Below are 21,151 nucleotides of genomic sequence, written 5' to 3' on the forward strand. Positions count from 1 at the left end.
ATTCACCTCCTACGTCGTTCATAGGATAGCGTAACCAATTCGGGTCACTTTATTAGCTCGTCGCGAGTAGTCTATTGCGTTTGTAGATCGCGTAGCCGATGGCGAACGGTACACGCCAACCGAGCAAAAACGCCAGTGTAATGAAATAAGTAACACCTGCAAAAATAAGCGTAATCGGTACACCTGTCCACCAAGAGCGGATCAGCAAGCCAATTGGTGCCGCTACTGTCCAAGTAATCAGTGCCGATAGTAATTGTCGACCCGCAGATTCATACGTTCGCTGTCCGTAGCTCTTGAAAAGCAGAATCGCAATGATCCATCCCACCAGGAAAGGCGCTAATGTTTCGATGATCCCCATGACAGTGACAGGGTAGTTATGAATGATTTTTCCGTAGTAAACAAAAAGTACGAAGGCGATCAGATCCCCGAGCAACAATAAGTAGCCCGGTGGTGACAAACGCAGTCTCATGTATACCCTCTTTTCCGGATCTTGTCAGAGTAACCCCTCTTGGTTCACCCCTATTGTACACATGCTCTGAACGCCCTTCAATCAATCCAAGCCTTTATTCACCAAACAGCAACAATTGTAGCTTTTGCTTCGCTTCTGGCCATTCACGATCGAGAATGCTGAAATATACCGAGTCGCGAATGTATCCATCTGGCATCACCATGTGATTACGCAGGACACCTTCTCGAATGCCACCGATTCGGGCAATGGCCCGTTGCGAATTCAAATTGCGCGAATCGGTCTTGAGCTGTACGCGTATACAACCCAGTTGTTCGAAGCAATGGTGCAAGAGAAGCCATTTACATTCCGTATTGACGCCCGTTTTCCAGACGGACGGGGTCAGCCATGTAAACCCGATTTCCAATCCGCGATCCTTTTTTGCAATCCCTAAGAACCTTGTGCTCCCGATGACTCTCTCATCTGCTTGACTGATGATGACGAACGGCAGCTCTGTTTGGGCTTGTTCATTTTTCAGAGCCTGCAGGGTGAAAGCCTGAGCATCTTCTCTTGTTCGTATTTTCGTAGACATATGAGGCCAAATCTCTTCGTATGCACCAGCTTCCCAGATTCCGTCCACATGAGTCATTCTGAGCGGCTCCAATCGGACTAGCTTGCCTTCCAAGATCACAGGTTCAATGTTTAGCATGTCTGTCTCTCCTCTACTGTTCTGCCTCAACCATCAAGCAGAACAGTTTCCCGAAATTTTTCCAATGTTACGGGCTAAGGAGGACTTTGTCAAGTGAGTTATGCTTCTTCGCTGATAACGACTTGCTTCCCTCTACGCTTCAATAAGATGGGAATGATCAACCACAGGAGCGAACATACAAGAAAAGTAGCGGAAAGCGGCTTCGTCAATAAGATAGAAAAGTCTCCATTCGAAGTAGTCAACGCTCTTCTCATATTATTTTCAATCATCGGTCCCAAAACAAGGCCAAGTACGAGCGGAGCCAGTGGGAAGTCGTTTTTCGTCAAGAAATACCCAGCTACCCCACAAATCACAAGCAGGATCAAATCAAAAGTACTGATCTGCACAGCGTATACACCGAACACAGAAATCGCGATAATGAGTGGAATCAAAAAGTGTGAAGGTGTTTCAATAATTTTTGCAAAAACTTTAACGAGCGGCATGTTCAAAATCAGCAGCATCACATTTCCGATAAACATACTGGCAATCAAGCCCCAGGCAATCTGCGGGTGATCACTGAACAAGAGCGGCCCTGGTTGTACGTTGTACATCAATAAGGCACCCATTAAAATCGCAGTCGTACCAGACCCAGGTATCCCCAACGTTAGCAGTGGAATCATCGCACCGCCAGAAGCAGCGTTGTTTGCAGACTCTGGTGCTGCTACACCTGCGATCGCTCCTTTTCCAAAACGACTAGGATCTTTGCTCAGTTTTTTCTCAAAAATATACGAGAAGAAAGAGGCCAGGGTAGCACCAGCACCCGGCAAAACACCAATGAAAAACCCGAGCAAGGAACCGCGCGCAATCGGTCCGGCACTTTCCTTTAAGTCTTGCTTGGTAGGGAGTACTCGCCCCACTTTAATAAGTTCCTTTGTGGATTGATCGTCTTCGATAATTGTCTTGAACACTTCTCCTAGAGCAAACAAACCAACCGCTATCGTGAGGAACTCCAGACCTTGATACAAATCAGGAATATCATAGGTGAATCGCGCCACGCCCGAAACGGTATCCATCCCAATTGTCGCAAGCAAGAGTCCCATGACTGTCATAATGAGGGCTTTGGTCATCGACTTTCCCCCGAGTCCGCTGACCGCACACAAGCCGAGAAGCATGAGGGAAAAATATTCAGCAGGGCCGAATTTCAAAGCAAGATCGGATAATGGATCCGCCAAAAACACAAGAGCAATCAACGCTACGAGCCCCGCGACAAAAGAACCAATCGCTGCAATCGACAACGCTGCACCAGCACGTCCCTGTTTGGCCATTTGATAGCCGTCCAATGTCGTGACGACAGAGGAGGATTCACCCGGCGTATTTAACAAAATAGATGTCGTAGAACCACCGTACATCGCGCCATAGTAAACGCCTGCCAACAAGATCAATGCGCTAGCCGCTGCGCTTTCTGGAGGTAAGCCAGAGGTCAAGGAAGCCGTAACGGGCATCAGGAGCGCGACTCCACTCATTGGACCGATGCCGGGAAGGACTCCTACCGCAGTACCGATCAGGACACCAATAAAGGCAAAAACAAGATTATGCCACTGTAAGGCAACGAGAAAACCGTCCGCCAAAAATTGCAATGCACTCATGCTATCCTATCCCCTCCCTAGACGCCTAGCCAGGTAGGTAATCCTGGAAGCGTACCTTTTAGCAAATGCACATAGATGACATAAACACCTACTGAAAACAGTAAGGAAACGATCACGGATTTTAGTACGCTTTTGCTTCCCATCATGGTGAAAGTGTACGTAAGAAAAGCGAAGCTCGAGATGACATAACCGAGTTTCTCCAATAGCAATACGTACAAGACTGTCGCTGCCAAAATGAATAAGAACCGCTTGTATCGCAGTGGGCTCTGTGACTCGGATGAGGAAGCAGCCGCGCCTTTCTTATAGGTCTCCCGCAACAGCCGCAAGCTCAACAGAATCAGGATGATGCCAAGTCCGAACGGAAACATATTTGGCCCGACCTGACTTCCGTATGCACTGGACGAAATATTTTGGCTTTCAGCGATAAAGAGCGCACCTACTAACGCAAAAAACAAGCTGCCAATACGATCAAACATCAGGTTCATGTATACCTCCTAAGGTGTGAAAAAGGAGGGGATTGCCCCTCCTCTCCCTACTTCGACATACCAAGTGATGTCAACAGTTCTTTGACTAGCTTATCTTGTTCATCCAGGAATGTTGTGAAAGCAGCAGCGTCCTTGTACTCGCTTTCCCAACCGTTTGCTGCCAATTCTTTTGTCCAAGTCTCATGAGTGGAAAGTTCTTTTAGCTTTGCATCCCAGTAAGCTTTTGCGTCTGCTGGCATATCAGCAGGACCGAAGACACCGCGCCAAATCGTGAACGTTGCATCTATGCCTTGCTCTTTTAGTGTTGGGATCTCTTTCAAAACGCCGCCGAGACGTTCATCGGAAGTGACACCGAGTACGCGGATTTTGCCTGCCTTCAGGTATTCACCCACGCTAGAAGCATCCGTCGCAATGATATCCGCATTGCCGCCCAACAAGGCTGCCATTGCTTCGCCACCACCATCATAAGAAACGTATTTCACGCTTTTCGGGTCAATCCCGTATTTGGATGCTGGCAATACGCCGATCAAATGATCCATCGATCCTGGAGCAGAGCCCCCTGCCAGCGTAATTTTGCTTGGGTCAGCCTTGATTGCGTCCAATACACTCTTGATGTCCTTATGCTGTGAATCCGCTTTCACAACAAGGGTGCCGAAATCTTTCGTCATTTGCGCCAATGGTGTGACATTCTTGTATCCAAACGGGCTGTTCCCCTCTTTTTTATTATTGTTAATCAAAATAGGAGGAGAGCTAACGAATAACTTATAAGGATTTCCTTTGTCTTTGCTTACATACTCAGCCAAGAACACGGTTCCCCCACCACCCGGCTTGTTTTCTACCGTGATGGTTTCTGTCACCAGCTTGCTTTCAGCCAACACCTTTGCTACCGAGCGAGCTGTCTTATCCCAGCCCCCTCCTGCACCGGATGGAGCCACGTACACGATCGGCTTTTCGGGATATTTAGATGCCTCTGCGGCAGGTTGTGCCGCTTGCGCTGGTTGCGTTCCCGGACTTGCTGTTCCCGAATTTCCAGTTCCGCCACCACAAGCAGCCAATGCTAGTGTAAGAAAAGTGGACACTGTGATTAGCACTTTTTTTCTTTTCATCAAACAAATATCCCCCTTAAACCCGCTTATTTGTAAGCGCCGTCACGCTTTCACATAATGTATCACCGCGGAAGTCAGAGGAATAGTTTTCGTGCATAAGGTCTATTTTGAAAATTAATCACTTTTTGTTCGTATTGTTCATGGAACATTATGGAAGATAGCGGTATTTTCTTTCAGGTCTGCCCACTGTGCCATAAATCAAGTCAGCACGCGCCTTTTTTTCCAGGACCAAGTATTCTAAATACCGTCGCGCCGTTGTTCGGCTGGTACCAATCTCGCGGCCGATCTCCTCCGCCGATACCCCCTTGTCTCCCGTTTGTCTGATCGCTTCAATCACTTTTTCCAAAGTTAAGAGGTCAATTCCTTTTGGTGCGAGCACATCTCGATTTTTAGGGGCGACCAGTCTTCTCGTCAGCATTTGGTCAATGACTTCCTGGTCCACCTCGACAGCTTCTCTCGTCCGAATGACGTGCTCGCGATAGCTATCCAACCGTTCACGAAAACGCTCGAAAACCAGCGGCTTGACGATGTAATCGAATACTCCGCCGCGCAGCGCTTCCTGTACCATTTCCATCTCCTTGGCTGCGGTGATCATAATAACGTCTACTTCGCGGTAATGTTGCCGAATAAACCAGACCAGCTCCGTTCCCAGCATGTCAGGCAAGTACACATCCAACAAAACGAGCTGAGGGCGCGTATAAGACAGTAATTCTTTGGCATCTGTACCATTCGTTGCTGTAGCAATTACTTCAAAACCTTCAATCTTGCTGACAAATCGCTTGTTGATATCGATAATCCGCATATCGTCCTCTACGATGAGAACCTCCAGCTTCCTCAAGACGCCACCTCCATTCTTTTGCGCAGGGATACTGTGAAAAGTGCGCCTCCTAGCTCGCTTTTTTCAACGAGTATATAGCCGTCCAATTCTTTACTAATTCCATGTGCCTTGGCCAGACCAATTCCACGATCTTCGCCTTTTTTCGTGGAGAAACCGGGCTCGAATATTTTTTCTCGCAGCTCTTCCACAACTCCTGGTCCCGAATCCTCGATTTCGAACATGATCTCATCGCCCGTGTCAGATAAGTAACATTCCACTCGTTTGTGCTCGACACTTGGCTCAATGACGGCTTCCATCGCATTTTGGATCAGTGTCCCCAATAAAACCACGATCTGCTGCCGGTTGATCGTCGTTGGTAGCGCCTTCAAGTGACTGTCGTGATGGATAATGAATTGAATTTTCAGTTCTTTGGCTCTATTGTGCATCCCTAACAGCAGAGCCCCTATTAACGGATCAGGAATTTGCTTCGCCAAAAACAATATCATTTCTTGCTGTGCTGATGTTTCACTCGTAATCAGCTCGACTGCTTCCTGAATAGAGCCAAGCTGCAACAACCCGGAAATGGTATACAACAAATTGTGAAATTCATGTGTTTGGGCGCGAAGGACATCCGCATACCGCCTCGCTTGAGATAGTTCGGAAGCTAGCTGATCAATTTCCGATTTGGGACGAAAGCTGCTGACCACTCCTACGATCTTACCTCCGAACTTAATCGGAAGTCGATTCACGATGATTTCTTTTCCGCTCATGATAGACTCCCGATCTAATTGATGCTCGCCTGATTCCAGTACTTCTGGCATACGACTGTCTGGAAGCACTTCAAATATTTCTTTGCGATGAACGTCTTCTTCCGGTAAGTTCAGAATACGAATGGCAGCCTGATTCATCATCGTGATGCGTTTATTGCGGTCAATCGCCACGATTCCTTCGCGGACTGACTCCAGTACAGCATTTCTCTCCACGTAAAGGGAGGCGATCTCCTCCGGCTCCAATCCCAAAATTAAGCGCTTTAAATAGCGACTGAGTGCAATGGCACCAGCAACACCGCACAACAAGGCGAGAAGAGTCAGGATCAAAATGCGGTCTTGGTAGAGGTCAATGGCCTCCTCGATATCTTCAAGCAGGAATCCAACAGAAACAATCCCGATAATTTCCCCTTTTTCATTTTTGATCGGCACTTTTCCCCGCAGTGATGGACCCATGCTGCCGATAGCCTTCGATATGTAAGATTGACCATGCGAGAGTCCGGGCTCGTTATCTCCTCCCACCATTTCCTTTCCGATCCGTTCTGGAATCGGATGCGCATACCGAATTCCCTCATGGTTTCCCACGACCACAAACTCTGCTCCAGTTTGTATCCGGACGTTTTCAGCGATGGGCTGGATCAGCGCTGGAGGGTATTCGCTTGAAAAAGCGTTACGCAGCTCAGGATCACTAGCAACGATCTTTGCCACACTCAATGCTTTTTTGCCCACCTGCTCTTCGATCGAAGACGCAACAATGGAAGAAAACACCGCCCCAACTGACGAAACAATCAGAATAATGACAATAGTAATCAATAAGATCATTCTGGTTTGCACAGACATATGGATTTTTCTTGTCGTCACAGCTCGCTCACCCCTTGCCTCATCTTACCATCCCAATTAGGTAAAAAGGTAGAATCATTCCCTTTGTCAATGGCGAAGCTTGTCGTCGCAGGCTGTCTTTTTACGACGAAAAATCAGGTATTAGGCCTTCTTTCTCCCAATATAATGTTACAACTTGTATTCAAGACAAACTAGGGCGCTTGTCCGAATACGAGACATCTTGATAAGCAAAGGAGGGAAAGAAATGAAGACGCAAACGGTATCAAATGGAATTGTTACCCTGACGAAAGAAGGCGAAGAGGCAATCAAGAACAGTCCGCTTTATAATGAAGGTCTTCGGCCGACGACGACAGCAGAGCACAGCTGGACATCTTATAACTTCGCCAGCTTGTGGATCGGTATGTCGATTTGTTTGCCGACGTATGCAATGGCGGCAGGGCTGATTTCCTTGGGTATGAACTGGTGGCAGGCCATTTTGACGATCATTCTCGGTAATTGTATTGTCCTTATTCCCATTCTTCTCAACTCTCATGCCGGGACGAAATTTGGCATTCCGTATCCAGTTTTTGCGCGCCTCTGGTTCGGCTCTAAAGGAGCGCACATCCCTGCTGTCGCACGCGGATTGATTGGTGCTGGCTGGTTTGGCATCAACTGTTGGTTCGGAGGTGCTGCCATCGATACGCTCCTGATGTCGATGACAGGCTGGGCTAATGTGCCCGGACATCTCTGGATAGCCTTCTTTGGCTTTTGGCTGTTAAACGTATGGGTCGCTTATCGCGGTCCAGAAGCGATCAAAAAAATGGAGGCTTGGGCTGCTCCCATTCTGATCATCATGAGTTTGGCTCTCCTCGTCTGGGCGCTTACGAAAGCAGGCGGATGGGGTCCTATGCTCTCGGCACCTTCGAAATTCACTTCCACTGCAGATTTCCTGAAGATTTTCTTCCCCGCATTGACGGCAGCCATTGCTTTTTGGGCAACGATGGCCCTCAACATTCCGGATTTCTGTCGGTATGCCAAAAGTCAAAAAGCCCAAATCATCGGACAATCCTCTTCGTTACCGACCACGATGGGTTTCTTCTCCTTCATCGGAGTTGCTGTCGCTTCTGCTACCGTCGTCATTTACGGAGAAGCGTTATGGGACCCTGCTGCCGTGTTGGCTAAATTCTCGCCTTTTGCCATTTTCCTTGGAACGATTGGAATTATTCTTGCCACATTGACGACCAACGTAGCGGCCAATATCGTTGCTCCCGCCCGGGCAGTGGAGAATCTGGCCCCTCGCCGTCTCTCGTATGAAGCTGGCGCCATCATCGCCGGGGTCGTGTCGCTCTTGATGCAGCCTTGGTACATTTTGGAGAACTTCGGCAACTACATCTTTCTATGGCTTGGAACGTACGGAGCCTTGTTAGGACCCATCGACGGAATCGCCATTGCTGACTATTGGCTCGTGCGTAAGCGGCGCATTCATTTAACAGAACTGTACAAAACAAACGGGATCTACACCTACAAAACGGGCTTTAATGGCAGAGCCATCTGGGCGATGCTAATCGGGATTGCGATTCCTTTTATAAGTAAATACATTCCGGGCTTAACCATTATTTGGGACAATGCTTGGACTATCGGACTTTTGATTTCTCTCGTAATTTACACATGGATGATGAAAAACGACTCCTCGATTTTGAGTGCTAACGATTACGAAAAGATCACAGCAAACAACAAACAAACGATTGCTTCCTAAAAGCAAGCTATCAAAAAAAGACTGGCTACCCTGTTGGGTTTGCCAGTCTTTCGTTTGTTGAGTCTACCATTTGAATTGGCTGATGGACTCTTGCAACTCTTGAGAAAGCTCATTCAGATTCGCGCTGGAACGGGCGATTTCTTGCATGCTGGCAAGCTGTTCTCCTGCCCCTGCCGATACTCCTTGGGTATGTACGGCTGCTTCCTGAGCGAGGCGATTCATTTCATCCATAGCAGATGCGACTTGCTGTATGCTTGCCGACATTTGCTCGGTAGCAGCGGATACGTCCTGAATTTGACCGGCAACCTCCTGGGAAGACGCGACGATACGCTGGAAGGTGACACCCGCTTCTTGAACGACTTCTGCACCCTTTTTAGCCTCTTTGGTTCCATCCATCATGACGTGCACGACTTGCGTGGTTTCTTGCTGGATTTCCCCAATCAATCTCGAAATCTCACGCGCAGATTCCTCTGACTGTTCTGCGAGTTTACGAACCTCATCGGCAACGACAGCAAATCCCCTGCCGTGTTCTCCTGCACGTGCCGCCTCAATCGCAGCGTTGAGGGCCAAGAGATTTGTTTGAGAGGCAATTCCAGTAATCACGTCAACAATTTGACCAATAGCTTCTGACCGTACACCGAGCAGCTGCACGAGATCCGCAGCGTGATTCACCGAGTGGGAGATCGTATTCATTTGATCAACGGCTTGCTGAATATGAATGTTTCCTTGCTCCGCATCCTCTGCTGCCTGCGCCGATGATTCAGAAACGGCTCCAGACGTATCGGCAATCCGCTGAATGGCAATCGACATTTCTTCCATGACACGAACACTTTCTTGTGTACGTTGCGTCTGTACTTCGGAGGCAGATGCAATTTGCTGCACACTGCTGATCGATTGTTCCGTTGCATAGGCGGACTGCTCCGCACTCGCCGACAATTCCTCAGAGGAAGCAGCCACTTGCTCACCCGCCACTTTTACTTGTTCAATCAATGAACGGAAATTCGTTACCAATTCATTGAACGCAGTACCGAGTGTACCTACCTCGTCCCGAGTCAGGTAAGTGACGGGAGCAACCGCCATATCCCCGTTTGCCAACTGTTGCATGCGGCTTGAAACAACGCGAAGTGGATCAGCGATCATACGGGAGATGATCCACCCCAGTACACTACCGATAATAATCGACAGTACGCCAACCACGATCAGGAATGTCATCGCTTCTTGCGTTTCATCTTGGTTTTCCTTTTGCATGGCGACTGCCTGCTCTGACTTGTAATTCGCCCATTCGAGCTGCTCCTGATTAATCCAATTCAGCGTCTTATCTGTTGCACGATAAAACGAATAGGCTTGATCCGCTTTCCCTTCCTGGATCATTTTCATGACCTCGCCCTGGTCTTTGCGATACTGCTCGATGAGCTCCTTTAGCATCGTCACTCTTTCTTGTTCTTGTGCATCCAGCTTCGCATTCTGAAGATATTGGAATGTTTGATCCGCTGTTTCCATTCGTAAATCCAGTTCAGTCTTGTATTCGGCAAAGACCGCAGGAGAAGGATCGAGAATCATTTTATAAACCAATCCGTCAATCGCGCGGATTTCTTGTCTCCAGTCGTTAATCCACTTAACGGGAAGAAGCTGCTCTTCGTACATGGCCTGAATGCGTTCACCCGAGACTTGCACATGAAAATATCCGGTGAATCCGACCGCGCACAAAAAGAGCGCCATCATCACAATCAAGCTAAACAGTTTGGCTCGGGTGCTGAGGTTACGTAATAGACTCATCGTTGCGGCAATCCTTCCTGTGTCAAATAGGTAAGCTAGAAAGTGCGAATATTGTCTAATCTTACCAAGATATGTCGAATAAGTCGATAGTCTTAGTCGCTTTCTCACACATCGAGCACAGATAGAATCGCAATCTCTTCAATTTGAGCGTCAGGCTCATAGCAGATATAATAGGTCAGCTCCGGGCTGATTCGATACCGAATCCCTCGGTATCCACAGGCCACCAAATACGCACGCACCTCATCCCCTGTCCATTCCAGCCACTCTTCATGGCCCATGCCGTTCTGTCTTCGTTCGAGTTCCTCTTCTGAATAAGCAGCGCGCAACGCATCGATGCGCAGTTCATTTTCCCCATAGCGCTCGTCCAAACAAACGAGACCCTGCAAGTGTAGCTGCTGGCTCAACACAACTGCCTTCTCCCCATTCGTCTCTGCATGACAAATCGCATACTGTGCGGCGATTTCCGGATTGCTTACTAAGTAAACACCAGCGCCAAACACTGCCTTTGCACTAGCACCATTTGTAAAATGACGCCGTTCTGCCCGCTCATACTTTTGCGCTTTCACAACGCGAAGTCCCTCGCCGTATTCGACTCCTCTATATACAATCTGCCTCATTCCTGAACGCTCCTTTTGACTCTGTTGGAATCCTTCCAATGATGCGAAAAGGAGGAAGGCGCGTATCCGGCACCTCCCTCACTCTTGTATTAAGGTAATAGCTTTACCATATCTTCGTAGGTCTCCGGTCTGCGATCCCGGTAAAATTGCCACGTATCCCGCACCTCATGAATTTTGTTACGGTCCATTTCAGCGATAATGACCTCATCCTGATCCCGACTCCCCATGGCGACAAATTGACCCCGCGGATCGACCAAGTACGATTGTCCGTAAAACTCGCCCATATTCCACGGTGCTTCTGTCCCTACCCGATTGATCGCTGCCACATAATAACCGTTGGCAACGGCATGAGCAGGCTGTTCGAGCTTCCACAAGTATTCGGATAAGCCGGCGACAGTCGCAGACGGATTGAATACGATCTCAGCCCCGTTCAAGCCCAGCAGTCATGCGCCTTCCGGAAAATGGCGGTCATAGCAGATATAGACCCCGACCTTGGCAAAAGCGGTTTCAAAAACGGGGTACCCGAGATTGCCGGGCTTAAAGTAATATTTCTCCCAGAAGCCGCACCCGCTGCTGCCTACTCCCACATGCGGAATATGCTGCTTGCGATATTTGCCCAAATACGTGCCATCCGCATCAATCACAGCCGCCGTGTTGTAATACGTACCGATCCCCACGCGCTCGTACACAGGTAGAATGAGTACGGTCCCCAATTCGCGGGCAAGGGAAGAGAACAGTTGCACGGTGGGGCCATTTGGGACTTCTTCCGCTGATTCATACCATTTCGGTTGCTGCTCGGCACAAAAATACGGGCCATAGAAGATTTCTTGCAGACAGATGATTTGTGCCCCCTTGGCTGTCGCCTCCCGCACCATCCTCTCATGCTTCTCAATGGCTTTTTCTTTGTGCAAATGAACCGATTCGTCTCCGGGGACATCGTTTTTCGCCTGAATCAAGCCGATTCGAATAATATCTGCCATAATCGCCCTCCTCGCCTTTATACGCTCTCATGAATTACGGTCTTGCAAAGGTCGATCGTTTTACAAAGCGTCCAGCCCCAGCTTGACCGACGAACTGCTGATCGCGAATGACAAAGGAGCCGCGCGAAAGCACAGAAATGATATCGCCGTTCACCACCATACCTTCAAACGGATTGTAGTCGACATTCATATGGTGAGTTTCAACGGAAATGGTGCGCTTCAGCGTTGGATCAAACAACACGATATCGGCGTCTGAGCCTACCGCAATCGTTCCTTTTTGCGGGAACATCCCAAACAGTTTGGCTACTTTTGTAGAGGTCATATCGACGAATTGATTGAGGCTGATCTTGTCCTTTGCTACACCTTCCGAGAAGAGGAGGCGCATCCGGTCCTCAATGATTGGTCCTCCATTCGGGATTTTCGTGAAATCCCCTAGCCCCAACTCTTTTTGACCGGAGTAATTAAAGGAACAGTGATCAGAGCCGACCGTTTGCAAAATGCCATTTTTCAATGCGCTCCACAGGACGTCCTGATTCCACTTTTCCCGGAGCGGAGGGGACCAGACGTACTTCGCCCCTTCAAAGCCCGGCTTCTGTAGATCGGTAATATCGAGCACCAAGTATTGCGGGCACGTCTCCCCGTACACATTCCATCCTTTTTCGCGAGCCTCTGCGATTCGGCGCACCGCCTCTGCACACGATACATGCACGACATACAGTTGTGCATCTGCCAGTGCAGTCAATGCGATCGCACGTCCGGTCGCTTCACCTTCCGCTTCAGGTGGGCGGGTGTAGGCGTGGTACACGGGGTCTGTCTGCCCTTTTGCAATCGCCTGCTTGATCAAATAATCCAGTACGTCGCCATTCTCCGCATGGACCTGCACCAAGGCACCTAGCTCCTTGGCCCGAACCAATGTTTTAAATAGCGTCTCATCATCGGCCATCAACACATTTTTGTAGGCCATAAATACCTTGAGCGAAGTAATCCCTTCATTTCGTACGACTGCTCCTAATTCCTCGAGAACTTGATCGTTCGCATCTGAAACCATCAGGTGGAAGCCGTAGTCGATGACCGCTTTGCCCCTTGCTTTTTCGTGCCAAGTCGAAATGGATGAATGCAATGGTTCTCCTTTACTCGTCAGGCAAAAATCGATAATGCTCGTCGTCCCGCCAAATGCTGCTGCCTTTGTGCCTGTATAAAAATTATCGGAAGTAACCGTTCCGCCAAAAGGCATATCGAGATGGGTATGTGGATCAATTCCTCCTGGAAAAACATAGTATCCGGTAGCATCGATTATTTCGGCATCTTTCACATCCAGATTGGAGCAAATTGCGACTACCTTTTCCCCTTCAATCAAAATGTCCGCCTGATACGTGTCTGACGCTGTCACGACTGTGCCATTTCGAATCCATTTTTTCATCCGATGATCATCTCCCCTTCAACCCGTCATCGAGTAGACATGCCTTCCCTTGTACACGCTATGCACCCCGGGCCGAAAACATGACTGCCTTACAGCTCGCAGCTGCCACCCGCAGACAAAGCAGCCTGTCGCTGATTCCAGCTGAGAGGGACTTTTTCGCTCGGAATTTCGACCATCTCGATCGTTCCTTCCACCGGACAAACGATGGAGCACAAATTACAACCTACACAATCTTCTTCGCGTACGACCAAGCGCTCTTTGCCCGTCGCTGCATCAGGAACAATGTCAATGCATTGATGCGAGGTGTCCTCACAAGCGATATGGCACTTGTTGCAATTAATACAGGTCTCTTCATGGATGTGCGCCACGACCTTGTAATTCAGATTCAGATGTCCCCAATCCGAGTACGTATGCACGGCTTTTCCGACAATATCCATCACAGAGGCAATTCCGCGCTGATCCAGGTAATTGTTAAGCCCATCAATCATGTCTTCCACGATCCGGAATCCATGATGCATGGCGGCTGTACATACTTGAACACCCGTTGCTCCCATCAGCAAAAATTCAACGGTATCGCGCCAATCAGAGATTCCTCCAATACCAGAGATTGGGATACCAACCTTGGGATCGCGTGCACATTCTGCGACCATGTTCAGAGCGATTGGTTTGACAGCAGGCCCACAATAGCCGCCGTGCGCCCCTTTTCCATCTACATGTGGGATCGGCAGCCATTTGTCGAGATCAACCCCAATCAAACTGTTAATGGTGTTGATCATGCTGATGGCATCGGCTCCACCCTGAGTCGCGGCCCGTGCTGTAAAGCGTATGTCCGTAATGTTTGGGGTGAGCTTGACGATGACGGGGGTCTGGGCTACTTCTTTTACCCATTCGACCTGTTGCCGGATTAAATCTGGATGCTGACCGACCGCAGAGCCCATCCCGCGTTCTGCCATGCCGTGCGGGCAGCCGAAATTCAGTTCCAGACCGTCTACGCCGATTGCCTCCACCTTTTTGACAATCTCGTGCCACGCTTCCTGCTTATGTTCAACCATTAGCGAAGCAATCAAGGTGTGCTTCGGAAAACGGCGCTTCGTTTCATCCATTTCCTTCAAATTGACCTCGAGCGGTTTGTCCGTAATCAGTTCAATGTTGTTGAAACCAAAGACGCGCTGACCCCCGAAGTTCAGTCCTGCAAAACGGGACGTGACATTGATGATCGGCTCTCCGAGTGTCTTCCAGACCGCACCACCCCAGCCCGCTTCAAAGGCACGCTGTACTTGGTAGCCTGAATTAGTCGGCGGCGCAGAGGCCAACCAGAATGGATTCGGGGATTGGATTCCCGCCAGATTAATGCTGAGATCTGCCATGATAGGTCTCCTCCTTATACCGGCTGTTTTTGATCACTGAGAGATTGGTGGATGGCATGAGCAGCTCGTTTCCCATGATTAGCTGCATCGACTACCATCGCATCTGTCTTGCCTCCCCCAAAAATGACATCACCCGCCGCGTAAACTTTGACATGGGAGGTTCGATAGGTGCTTTCCTCGACCTCGACAATCCCATTGCGGTGTTGAAGCCCAAATGATTCAATCAAAGACAGATGTCTGTTTTGTCCGATCGCTTTGACGACATAATCTACTTCGATGACAAAATGACTGTCTGGAATTTGTACCGGACGCTTTCTTCCTTTCTCATCCGGCTCACCTAGCTCCATTCGCACTAGTTCCAAGCCTTTCACACGGCCGTTTTCCTCCAGAACACGTGTTGGGGCAACGAGCCAGCGGAATTCTACGCCATCCTGCTTGGCGAATTCGTACTCAAACTGATAACAGGACATCTCTTGAACCGTCCGCCGGTACAGAATCTGAACATTGTCTGCTCCCAGTCGTTTCGAACAGGTGGCAGCGTCAATCGCCGTATTCCCAGCACCGATGATGACGACTTTTTTGCCGAGCATCCCATCTGATAGTGGCTTGGTCTTAGTCTCCTCCACGAGTGCGATGGCATCGAGGACACCTTCCAATTCTTCTCCCGGGATATGCAGTGAAGGGACATTGCCCATACCTGCTGCCAACAGGACGGAATCATATTGGTCCAATAGCTCTTCTGGTGATACATCCACGCCGATTCGCGTATTGGTACGTATCTCTACTCCCAGTGCTTCTACTTGCTCTACTTCCCATAGCGAAATTTCCTGTGGCAGACGGAAGGAGACGATGCCGTACGTGTTCAATCCTCCTGCCTTTTCCTTTGCTTCAAAAACCGTAACCGCATAGCCGAGACGTGCAAGCTCACGCGCAGCTGATAACCCCGCCGGGCCTGCTCCGATGATGGCTACCCGTTTCCCATTTGCTTCGCCTTTTGAAAAAAGCGTTACTTGATTTTTGATTGCCCAGTCTGTCGCGTGACGTTGGAGAAGACCGATCATGATTGGCTTGGAAGCTGAATTTAGTACACAGGCACCCTCACACAGCTCCTCTGTTGGACATACGCGCGCGCAGCTCGCCCCGACGGGATTCGATTCCATGATCGTCCGGGCTGATCCGAACATATTCCCGCTCGCAATTTTTTTGATGAAGGAAGGGATGTCAATTGACGTGGGACAAGCCTTAATACAGGGTGCGTCGTAGCAATACAAGCAGCGATTCGCCTCATCGATGGCTTCCTTCGGTTTTAGGGCAGGCACGACTTCTGCGAAATTTTTCGCGAGCTCATTAGGAATGCTCATCTGTCCACAACCTCCTCACCAGATCTATACATGCTTGCTATTAATCAATGTGCGAAATCGCTTTTTTATGATTGTTACATTTCGTATTTGCCTAGCAAGGAAACGAAATCAATCTGCTTGTATTGACATGAATGATTTCAAGTTCGAATAGGATGTAAACAAACACGCAAGAAAGGGCCGTCCCGTATGAAGGATTACGACCTCGAGATCAGGATAGTGAAACAAAAAATCGCGGATGCACAAACACTTCTCAGCCAATTGGAAGCCGAGCGCAAGAACTACCTGACGCAACTCGAAAGGCGCAAAGCGTTTCTCTCTTCACGCGAAATACTAGACATCCTAGAGACGAAAACTGGCCGCTTAGGCAGTATGGCTACTGTCAAGCGTTGGGCAGATCAAGGCTATTTAGGGGATTATTTAGACGAACGAGAGACCTTCCCCCTTTTGGTCAGTAAGCAAGGAAACAAACGATTTCTTTTTCCTCGAGAATCCGTACTCACTTATCTATATAAAAAAGGGTATCTTCGCCCTAGCTATGAGGTTTTGGATCGTGTCCAGCTCACAAGAGATAGCCAATGCTGCTGGGGAATTATTACCTCCGTCGAGCGAAGCGATCAGCACTTCACCTACCAAGTCCAATTGGAAAAAACGGGAGAAGTATTGTTGTCGGTAGCAGAAGAAGAACTGCTCGTCCCGTAAGGAGGCACTATGGAACTGGCCGTCATCAAGCTGGAAAATACAGTTGCCAACCAAGAGAGATCACGACAAATCCGCGACTTGCATAAAAAAAAGGGCCAGCCCCTCGCGATTCGTTTTAGCGAGGAACTGACCCATATTATTCTAGAAGCACCATGCTTGTATATCCCCGACCAGGAATGGTTGGACGAAGCTGTTGTCATCGAAGGCTCCTTAAAAAAGTCAACGGAGTACCACGAGCTGCACCCGAGAACCAAAGGGAAAACTGTCAACCTTCACTTGGATTCCGAATTGGTAGCTGAGCTGGAGCTCATTCGCTCTCTCGTCAGCAGCAAAACACAGCAAGAAGTCCTTCGTGAGTTGTTCGTTCGAGGTATGCGCTCATACTTAGCCGAGAAGGAAACAGCCAGCTCGCCCCTCAGCGCCAAAAAAGAACGCTAATCCCTGCTCTCTACCAGGTGAACGTGATTTTGTCACCCGTGATTTGATAGCGAACGGTGTAAGTCTGTTTCTTCTCTTTCATGCTAACTTCAAACATGATTGCTTTTTTCGCTAGATCAGGCTTGACTGTATTGACATCCAGCATATCAAACGGCTCGTTTGCCTTTTTCTCCATCCCTACAATTTCTATCTTTTCATGTGTAGTGACATGATAAACTCCCACACCCATCATCGTCTGATACAAGACCCAATTGTTGTCCAACCATGTTACTTCATCGAGAAAATAACCTGGAAACAGTTGAGCTTGCGGTGTGTAGTCTGGCTGATAGAAGCGAATGTTCGCGGTATTGTACAAATTGTCTGAATCAATTACCGCGATCTTTTTCTTGTCTGGTGATGGAATTCCAGCTTTTTTCGCCAATTCGATTTTTTCTTTTTCGGTTTCGATTCTCATTTTTTCGATCAAGAACAGGGAATCTTCTTTGGAAAAGACGATGTTTTTTACGTTTTTCAAGTCAGGGAGCTTGTCTTTGCTCGGAAAATTACTGTAGATGGTTAACGTTGCATCATCGGGCATCCCATCGTAGGCGATGCCTCTGGATGGATATTCCCACGCATATGTACCAATTCCTCTGAGGTGGTACGAAAAATCTGGCTTACCCCATGCACCAAAGATAGAAAAATCAGCATATTCAGCCGGTTCCCCTAATTTCTCACCATATTCCTGCAAATTTTTAGCCATATCAACAAGCGCTTTTGTATCGGCAATCTGATCTCGACGATAAATGGAAATGGCTTTTACTTTATCCTGAGCGAACGTGAAAAACAGGTGATAGCCCTGTTCCGCATAGCCAATCAACTCGAGTTTTTCATCCGAAAAATGTGGTTTACCCAAGACTCGGACAATCTCGTCTTTTCTTTTGGAGGTCGTAATCCCTTTTACAACTTCTCCTTTATAAGAAGGTTCAACAAGAACGGCAAACGCTTGCTTGTTTTCGTCCCACTTAATGCTGACTCCTTGTGGATAATACACATATTCATCAAATTCTTTCACGGATTTCCCTAGTAGCTTCGTAAGCGAATCTTGTCTCCACTGATGGGAAGTGAAGGTATTCACGAGCAGCCCTTTTGACAAATCTGCTGGCGCCTGCACGGATGTTCCTGTTCCAATTTGCAGTGAGGTTGGCATTGTCGATGATGCGCTTGCTGCGAATGCTGTCGAAGCTAATAAACCGCAGGACAACAGTAGAATTATCGCTTTCTTTTTCACTTCATTCCCTCCCAAACTCTCAGCATAACTATACAACCATCGCCATAAATCAACGGTTATCCCTAAATCATACCAGAAATAGACAAAATCCGCTAAAAGGATTTTTTAATTCATTATCAATGGAACAGAATAAAGCGTCCTTTCCCCGTTTTTACGAAGTAAAGGACGCTTTTCGATGTACAGTATTTACTTCGATTCGCCGTTGAGATAGTTAAAGAACGGTTGATCAACCCAGAACTTGTATGTTTCTACCTTTACTTTGTCATTCAGCTTTTGAAAGCCTTCCACCACTTTTGGTGATGCTTCATTCAGAGAGAAAGACTGTACGACATAACGTCCATCTTTTAACACGTTGTTCGTAATGACAGCATAATCTGCCAGCTCCGTACGGGAATGATAAAGCGGCTGCCACCAAGATGCCTTGAGCAATCCGGTCATGTCTTCTTGATCCCGTTTGGCGTATTTCAAAACAAGTGGCTGGAACTTCTCTTTCTCTTCTACACTGTCAAATTCCAGGCTGAGATCGTACTCCTTGGCATACGCAATGTAGTTGCCGTTTTCAATCTGAACGACCTGATAATCCGCTGTTTGAACGGGCTCTCCCCATTCCTTCAAGTAAATGAAGGCAGAAGTTTTCGGTTCGAATTGAACTTTTGCCTGGACGCCTTCACTTTTTAACAGTCCGATTAATTGAATGGCGTGGGCGATATCACTATGCCCATACGTAATCGTGCGCTTTGGATCAAAATGAGGATCGAATGCGGCATCCTTCAGATTGTAGCCAGTAATCAAGTTTTGCTTCAAGCCTTTGTCTACGAGCTCTTGCAATTCACCGGCTTTAATGATTTGCGATTCGTTCCACGCCTGAGCGAGCTTGCCAAAAATCTCTTCATCGGCGATTGTGCCCAAATAGTTTTTGGCGGAGCCATGGAACTCTGCTACTTTTGCTAGCAATTGACTCGCAAGCTCTGCGGATACTGCCCCGTCTACAGAGGCTGTCTTCAAAGAATTGGCGGACACAAGCCCCGTGTCAATGGCTACAGCCAGCTCTTGTGCTGCCTGCAAGGTAAGCGTGCCACCTTTTTTGTAGGAAATCCCTGCTTTTTTCAAGGCAACCGCTACTTTTTCCTCGCTATATGTATACCCGAGTTCTTTTAACTCTGCAGCTTTTGCAGCAGCACTGACCGCTTCCCATACAACCAGCTTGGAGGCATCTTTGGATTCAGGCAAGAAAGTTTTGGCTGACACGTCTTTTTCCGATATACTAGTGGTTGTAGATACGATCTTGAGCAACGCTTTCTCAAATTGCTCGCGAGTTACCGTCTTGTCAAAAGTCACACCGTACTGCTGCTGCAAAAAGCTGTTCCACTCTACGTGTGCTTCTACCGTTGTTTTCGTTGTAGCACCGACTGCAGTTGGAAAAACGAGTGCCGCTGAGAGTACAGCAGCTGAAGTGGAGAGTTGTAGCCATTTCGCTGATCTGTTCATGAAGAATCCTCCTGACGTATGAAGACGAATCATATTGATATTATTCCTATGTATTTACTAGGGATATAATCAACTACATTAGCACTCCTACATACATCCTGTCAATAACTAGAATAACCCGAATTCCTCCCACAAATGGAGGGCTTCGGGTTATTTTTTTGCACGTTGTTAGTTATCCAGTTCCGACCATTTGTCTACTTTCACTGGCGGTGTGTAATCTCGCATACGATCCAGCAAAACAGCAGGATCACTCTCGCAAAGGATCAATTCGCCCTGCATAGCGGGAATAAATCCGGCTTCGGTCGCATGCTCCACCATCTGCATCAGCGGCGTATAGTAACCATCCACGTTCAACAGTCCGATTGGCTTTTGGTGAATGCCAATTTGACCCCAGCTCACCACTTCAAATATTTCTTCAAAGGTTCCCAATCCGCCGGGCAAAGCAATGAAGCCATCAGACAAATCGATCATTTTGGATTTGCGCTCGTGCATCGTCAAAACCTCATGCAATTCTGTCAGCCCTTTATGTACGATTTCTCCGCGGAACAAACCTGTAGGCATGACTCCGATTGCTTTGCCGTCGCCTTCCAGTACTGCATTTGCAACGCGCCCCATCAGTCCCATGCTGGAACCACCATAGACCAATTCAAGACCACGAGCGACCAGTTCTTTCCCCAATTCCTGTGCATACCGCTCGAAAAATGGATTTACACCCGGATTGGAACCTGCATAAACACAAATACGTTTCATGTCATCCTCCCAAAACTTGTTGAAGTAGAATGGCTTTTCCATAAATTTCTTTGCATGTAATATAATTATACTAAAATCAGGAAGGGACAGATATATGTGAATATTACTGAGTTTCAAAAATGGGTCGGAGATTTTTATGAAGAACGCGGATGGACAGGGTACGGTCCGTTTATTCGTGTAGGTTTTCTAATGGAAGAAGCTGGCGAGCTGGCAAGAGCTGTACGCGCCATTGAAATTGGCCGAGATCGTCCGGATGAAGGGGAAAAGCCCGCAGCAGAAGCTCGGCAGGAGCTGGTGGAAGAGTTGGGCGACGTACTCGGGAATTTAATCTTGCTGGCAAACCAATATGAGGTTTCTTTTGAAGAGATTTTGGAAGCACATCGAGTGAAGCTGCAAAAACGCTATCAAAAATCGGAGACCGAATAAGAACAGCGGCAGCTTAGGATTTTCGCATGA

General features: G+C 48.1%; 19 protein-coding genes and 1 pseudogene. 4 read left to right on the top strand and 16 right to left on the bottom strand.

Annotation, left to right across the window (positions count from 1 at the left end):
- Window positions 1-52: 52 nt before the first annotated feature.
- From ACFYU8_RS05105 to ACFYU8_RS05135, 7 genes are all read right to left on the bottom strand, one after another.
- Window positions 53-469 (bottom strand): DUF3054 domain-containing protein, encoded by a 417-nt coding sequence (locus tag ACFYU8_RS05105; RefSeq protein ID WP_390295211.1) that lies wholly within the window; start codon window positions 467-469, stop codon window positions 53-55.
- 94 nt (window positions 470-563) lie between these two features.
- Window positions 564-1,154, bottom strand: coding sequence for a GNAT family N-acetyltransferase (locus tag ACFYU8_RS05110; RefSeq protein WP_390295209.1), 591 nt, complete (start codon window positions 1,152-1,154; stop codon window positions 564-566).
- Window positions 1,155-1,252: 98 nt separating this feature from the next.
- Window positions 1,253-2,779 (bottom strand): tripartite tricarboxylate transporter permease, encoded by a 1,527-nt coding sequence (locus ACFYU8_RS05115; protein WP_390295207.1) that lies wholly within the window; start codon window positions 2,777-2,779, stop codon window positions 1,253-1,255.
- Window positions 2,780-2,796: 17 nt separating this feature from the next.
- Window positions 2,797-3,264, bottom strand: coding sequence for a tripartite tricarboxylate transporter TctB family protein (locus ACFYU8_RS05120; RefSeq protein ID WP_390295205.1), 468 nt, complete (start codon window positions 3,262-3,264; stop codon window positions 2,797-2,799).
- Between the two features lie 47 nt (window positions 3,265-3,311).
- On the bottom strand, window positions 3,312-4,370 hold the full coding sequence (locus ACFYU8_RS05125) for a tripartite tricarboxylate transporter substrate binding protein (protein WP_390297250.1): 1,059 nt from the start codon (window positions 4,368-4,370) through the stop codon (window positions 3,312-3,314).
- 148 nt (window positions 4,371-4,518) lie between these two features.
- The gene (locus ACFYU8_RS05130; RefSeq protein ID WP_390297247.1) at window positions 4,519-5,172 is read right to left on the bottom strand and encodes a response regulator; all 654 of its coding nucleotides are present in this window, start codon (window positions 5,170-5,172) and stop codon (window positions 4,519-4,521) included.
- Between the two features lie 32 nt (window positions 5,173-5,204).
- Window positions 5,205-6,815, bottom strand: coding sequence for an ATP-binding protein (locus ACFYU8_RS05135; protein WP_390295203.1), 1,611 nt, complete (start codon window positions 6,813-6,815; stop codon window positions 5,205-5,207).
- Between the two features lie 223 nt (window positions 6,816-7,038).
- Between ACFYU8_RS05135 and ACFYU8_RS05140 the strand changes: the two genes are divergently transcribed.
- Window positions 7,039-8,529, top strand: coding sequence for an NCS1 family nucleobase:cation symporter-1 (locus ACFYU8_RS05140; RefSeq protein WP_390295201.1), 1,491 nt, complete (start codon window positions 7,039-7,041; stop codon window positions 8,527-8,529).
- Between the two features lie 63 nt (window positions 8,530-8,592).
- Here ACFYU8_RS05140 and ACFYU8_RS05145 read toward each other — a convergent pair whose 3' ends face one another.
- The 6 genes and pseudogenes from ACFYU8_RS05145 to ACFYU8_RS05170 form a co-directional block, all read right to left on the bottom strand.
- Entirely contained in the window at window positions 8,593-10,305 is a 1,713-nt protein-coding gene (locus ACFYU8_RS05145) for a methyl-accepting chemotaxis protein (protein ID WP_390295199.1), read from the bottom strand.
- Window positions 10,306-10,409: 104 nt separating this feature from the next.
- On the bottom strand, window positions 10,410-10,922 hold the full coding sequence (locus ACFYU8_RS05150) for a hypothetical protein (protein ID WP_390295197.1): 513 nt from the start codon (window positions 10,920-10,922) through the stop codon (window positions 10,410-10,412).
- Between the two features lie 89 nt (window positions 10,923-11,011).
- A pseudogene (locus tag ACFYU8_RS05155) lies at window positions 11,012-11,902 on the bottom strand (nitrilase-related carbon-nitrogen hydrolase).
- 34 nt (window positions 11,903-11,936) lie between these two features.
- On the bottom strand, window positions 11,937-13,322 hold the full coding sequence (hydA, locus tag ACFYU8_RS05160; RefSeq protein WP_390295195.1) for a dihydropyrimidinase: 1,386 nt from the start codon (window positions 13,320-13,322) through the stop codon (window positions 11,937-11,939).
- Window positions 13,323-13,411: 89 nt separating this feature from the next.
- Window positions 13,412-14,689, bottom strand: coding sequence for an NAD-dependent dihydropyrimidine dehydrogenase subunit PreA (gene preA / locus ACFYU8_RS05165; protein ID WP_390295193.1), 1,278 nt, complete (start codon window positions 14,687-14,689; stop codon window positions 13,412-13,414).
- Window positions 14,690-14,703: 14 nt separating this feature from the next.
- Window positions 14,704-16,050, bottom strand: a complete 1,347-nt coding sequence (locus ACFYU8_RS05170; protein WP_390295191.1) for an NAD(P)-dependent oxidoreductase — start codon at window positions 16,048-16,050, stop codon at window positions 14,704-14,706.
- A 216-nt stretch (window positions 16,051-16,266) separates the two neighbouring features.
- Here ACFYU8_RS05170 and ACFYU8_RS05175 point away from each other — a divergent pair, with 216 nt between their 5' ends.
- Window positions 16,267-16,749: a hypothetical protein gene (locus ACFYU8_RS05175; protein WP_390295189.1), complete on the top strand. Its 483-nt coding sequence runs from the start codon at window positions 16,267-16,269 to the stop codon at window positions 16,747-16,749.
- 9 nt (window positions 16,750-16,758) lie between these two features.
- On the top strand, window positions 16,759-17,187 hold the full coding sequence (locus ACFYU8_RS05180; RefSeq protein WP_390295187.1) for a hypothetical protein: 429 nt from the start codon (window positions 16,759-16,761) through the stop codon (window positions 17,185-17,187).
- Between the two features lie 10 nt (window positions 17,188-17,197).
- Here the strand turns inward: ACFYU8_RS05180 and ACFYU8_RS05185 are convergent, their stop codons facing one another.
- The 3 genes from ACFYU8_RS05185 to ACFYU8_RS05195 all read right to left on the bottom strand — a co-directional run bounded on the left by ACFYU8_RS05185 (window position 17,198) and on the right by ACFYU8_RS05195 (window position 20,695).
- Window positions 17,198-18,457 (bottom strand): hypothetical protein, encoded by a 1,260-nt coding sequence (locus tag ACFYU8_RS05185; RefSeq protein WP_390295185.1) that lies wholly within the window; start codon window positions 18,455-18,457, stop codon window positions 17,198-17,200.
- Between the two features lie 186 nt (window positions 18,458-18,643).
- Window positions 18,644-19,945 carry a hypothetical protein gene (locus ACFYU8_RS05190; RefSeq protein WP_390295183.1) on the bottom strand — a complete coding sequence of 434 codons (1,302 nt, stop codon included), beginning with the start codon at window positions 19,943-19,945 and terminating at the stop codon, window positions 18,644-18,646.
- A gap of 168 nt (window positions 19,946-20,113) precedes the next feature.
- Complete coding sequence (locus tag ACFYU8_RS05195; protein ID WP_390295181.1) at window positions 20,114-20,695, bottom strand: LOG family protein; 582 nt, start codon at window positions 20,693-20,695, stop codon at window positions 20,114-20,116.
- Between the two features lie 96 nt (window positions 20,696-20,791).
- Here ACFYU8_RS05195 and ACFYU8_RS05200 point away from each other — a divergent pair, with 96 nt between their 5' ends.
- A complete protein-coding gene (locus ACFYU8_RS05200) occupies window positions 20,792-21,121 on the top strand; it encodes a MazG nucleotide pyrophosphohydrolase domain-containing protein (RefSeq protein ID WP_390295179.1) in 330 nt (109 codons plus the stop codon).
- Window positions 21,122-21,151 lie beyond the last annotated feature (30 nt).

This window comes from Brevibacillus sp. NPDC003359 (genome assembly GCF_042878995.1).
In the GTDB taxonomy this organism is placed as follows: Bacteria; Bacillota; Bacilli; order Brevibacillales; family Brevibacillaceae; genus Brevibacillus.

Bases quoted from the DNA above. Each gene is read 5' to 3' on its own strand.
- ACFYU8_RS05105 (WP_390295211.1), bottom strand. From the start codon at position 469: ATGAGACTGCGTTTGTCACCACCGGGCTACTTATTGTTGCTCGGGGAT.
- ACFYU8_RS05110 (WP_390295209.1), bottom strand. From the start codon at position 1,154: ATGCTAAACATTGAACCTGTGATCTTGGAAGGCAAGCTAGTCCGATTG.
- ACFYU8_RS05115 (WP_390295207.1), bottom strand. From the start codon at position 2,779: ATGAGTGCATTGCAATTTTTGGCGGACGGTTTTCTCGTTGCCTTACAG.
- ACFYU8_RS05120 (WP_390295205.1), bottom strand. From the start codon at position 3,264: ATGAACCTGATGTTTGATCGTATTGGCAGCTTGTTTTTTGCGTTAGTA.
- ACFYU8_RS05125 (WP_390297250.1), bottom strand. From the start codon at position 4,370: ATGAAAAGAAAAAAAGTGCTAATCACAGTGTCCACTTTTCTTACACTA.
- ACFYU8_RS05130 (WP_390297247.1), bottom strand. From the start codon at position 5,172: ATGCGGATTATCGATATCAACAAGCGATTTGTCAGCAAGATTGAAGGT.
- ACFYU8_RS05140 (WP_390295201.1), top strand. From the start codon at position 7,039: ATGAAGACGCAAACGGTATCAAATGGAATTGTTACCCTGACGAAAGAA.
- ACFYU8_RS05145 (WP_390295199.1), bottom strand. From the start codon at position 10,305: ATGAGTCTATTACGTAACCTCAGCACCCGAGCCAAACTGTTTAGCTTG.
- ACFYU8_RS05150 (WP_390295197.1), bottom strand. From the start codon at position 10,922: ATGAGGCAGATTGTATATAGAGGAGTCGAATACGGCGAGGGACTTCGC.
- hydA (WP_390295195.1), bottom strand. From the start codon at position 13,322: ATGAAAAAATGGATTCGAAATGGCACAGTCGTGACAGCGTCAGACACG.
- preA (WP_390295193.1), bottom strand. From the start codon at position 14,689: ATGGCAGATCTCAGCATTAATCTGGCGGGAATCCAATCCCCGAATCCA.
- ACFYU8_RS05170 (WP_390295191.1), bottom strand. From the start codon at position 16,050: ATGAGCATTCCTAATGAGCTCGCGAAAAATTTCGCAGAAGTCGTGCCT.
- ACFYU8_RS05180 (WP_390295187.1), top strand. From the start codon at position 16,759: ATGGAACTGGCCGTCATCAAGCTGGAAAATACAGTTGCCAACCAAGAG.
- ACFYU8_RS05190 (WP_390295183.1), bottom strand. From the start codon at position 19,945: ATGAACAGATCAGCGAAATGGCTACAACTCTCCACTTCAGCTGCTGTA.
- ACFYU8_RS05195 (WP_390295181.1), bottom strand. From the start codon at position 20,695: ATGAAACGTATTTGTGTTTATGCAGGTTCCAATCCGGGTGTAAATCCA.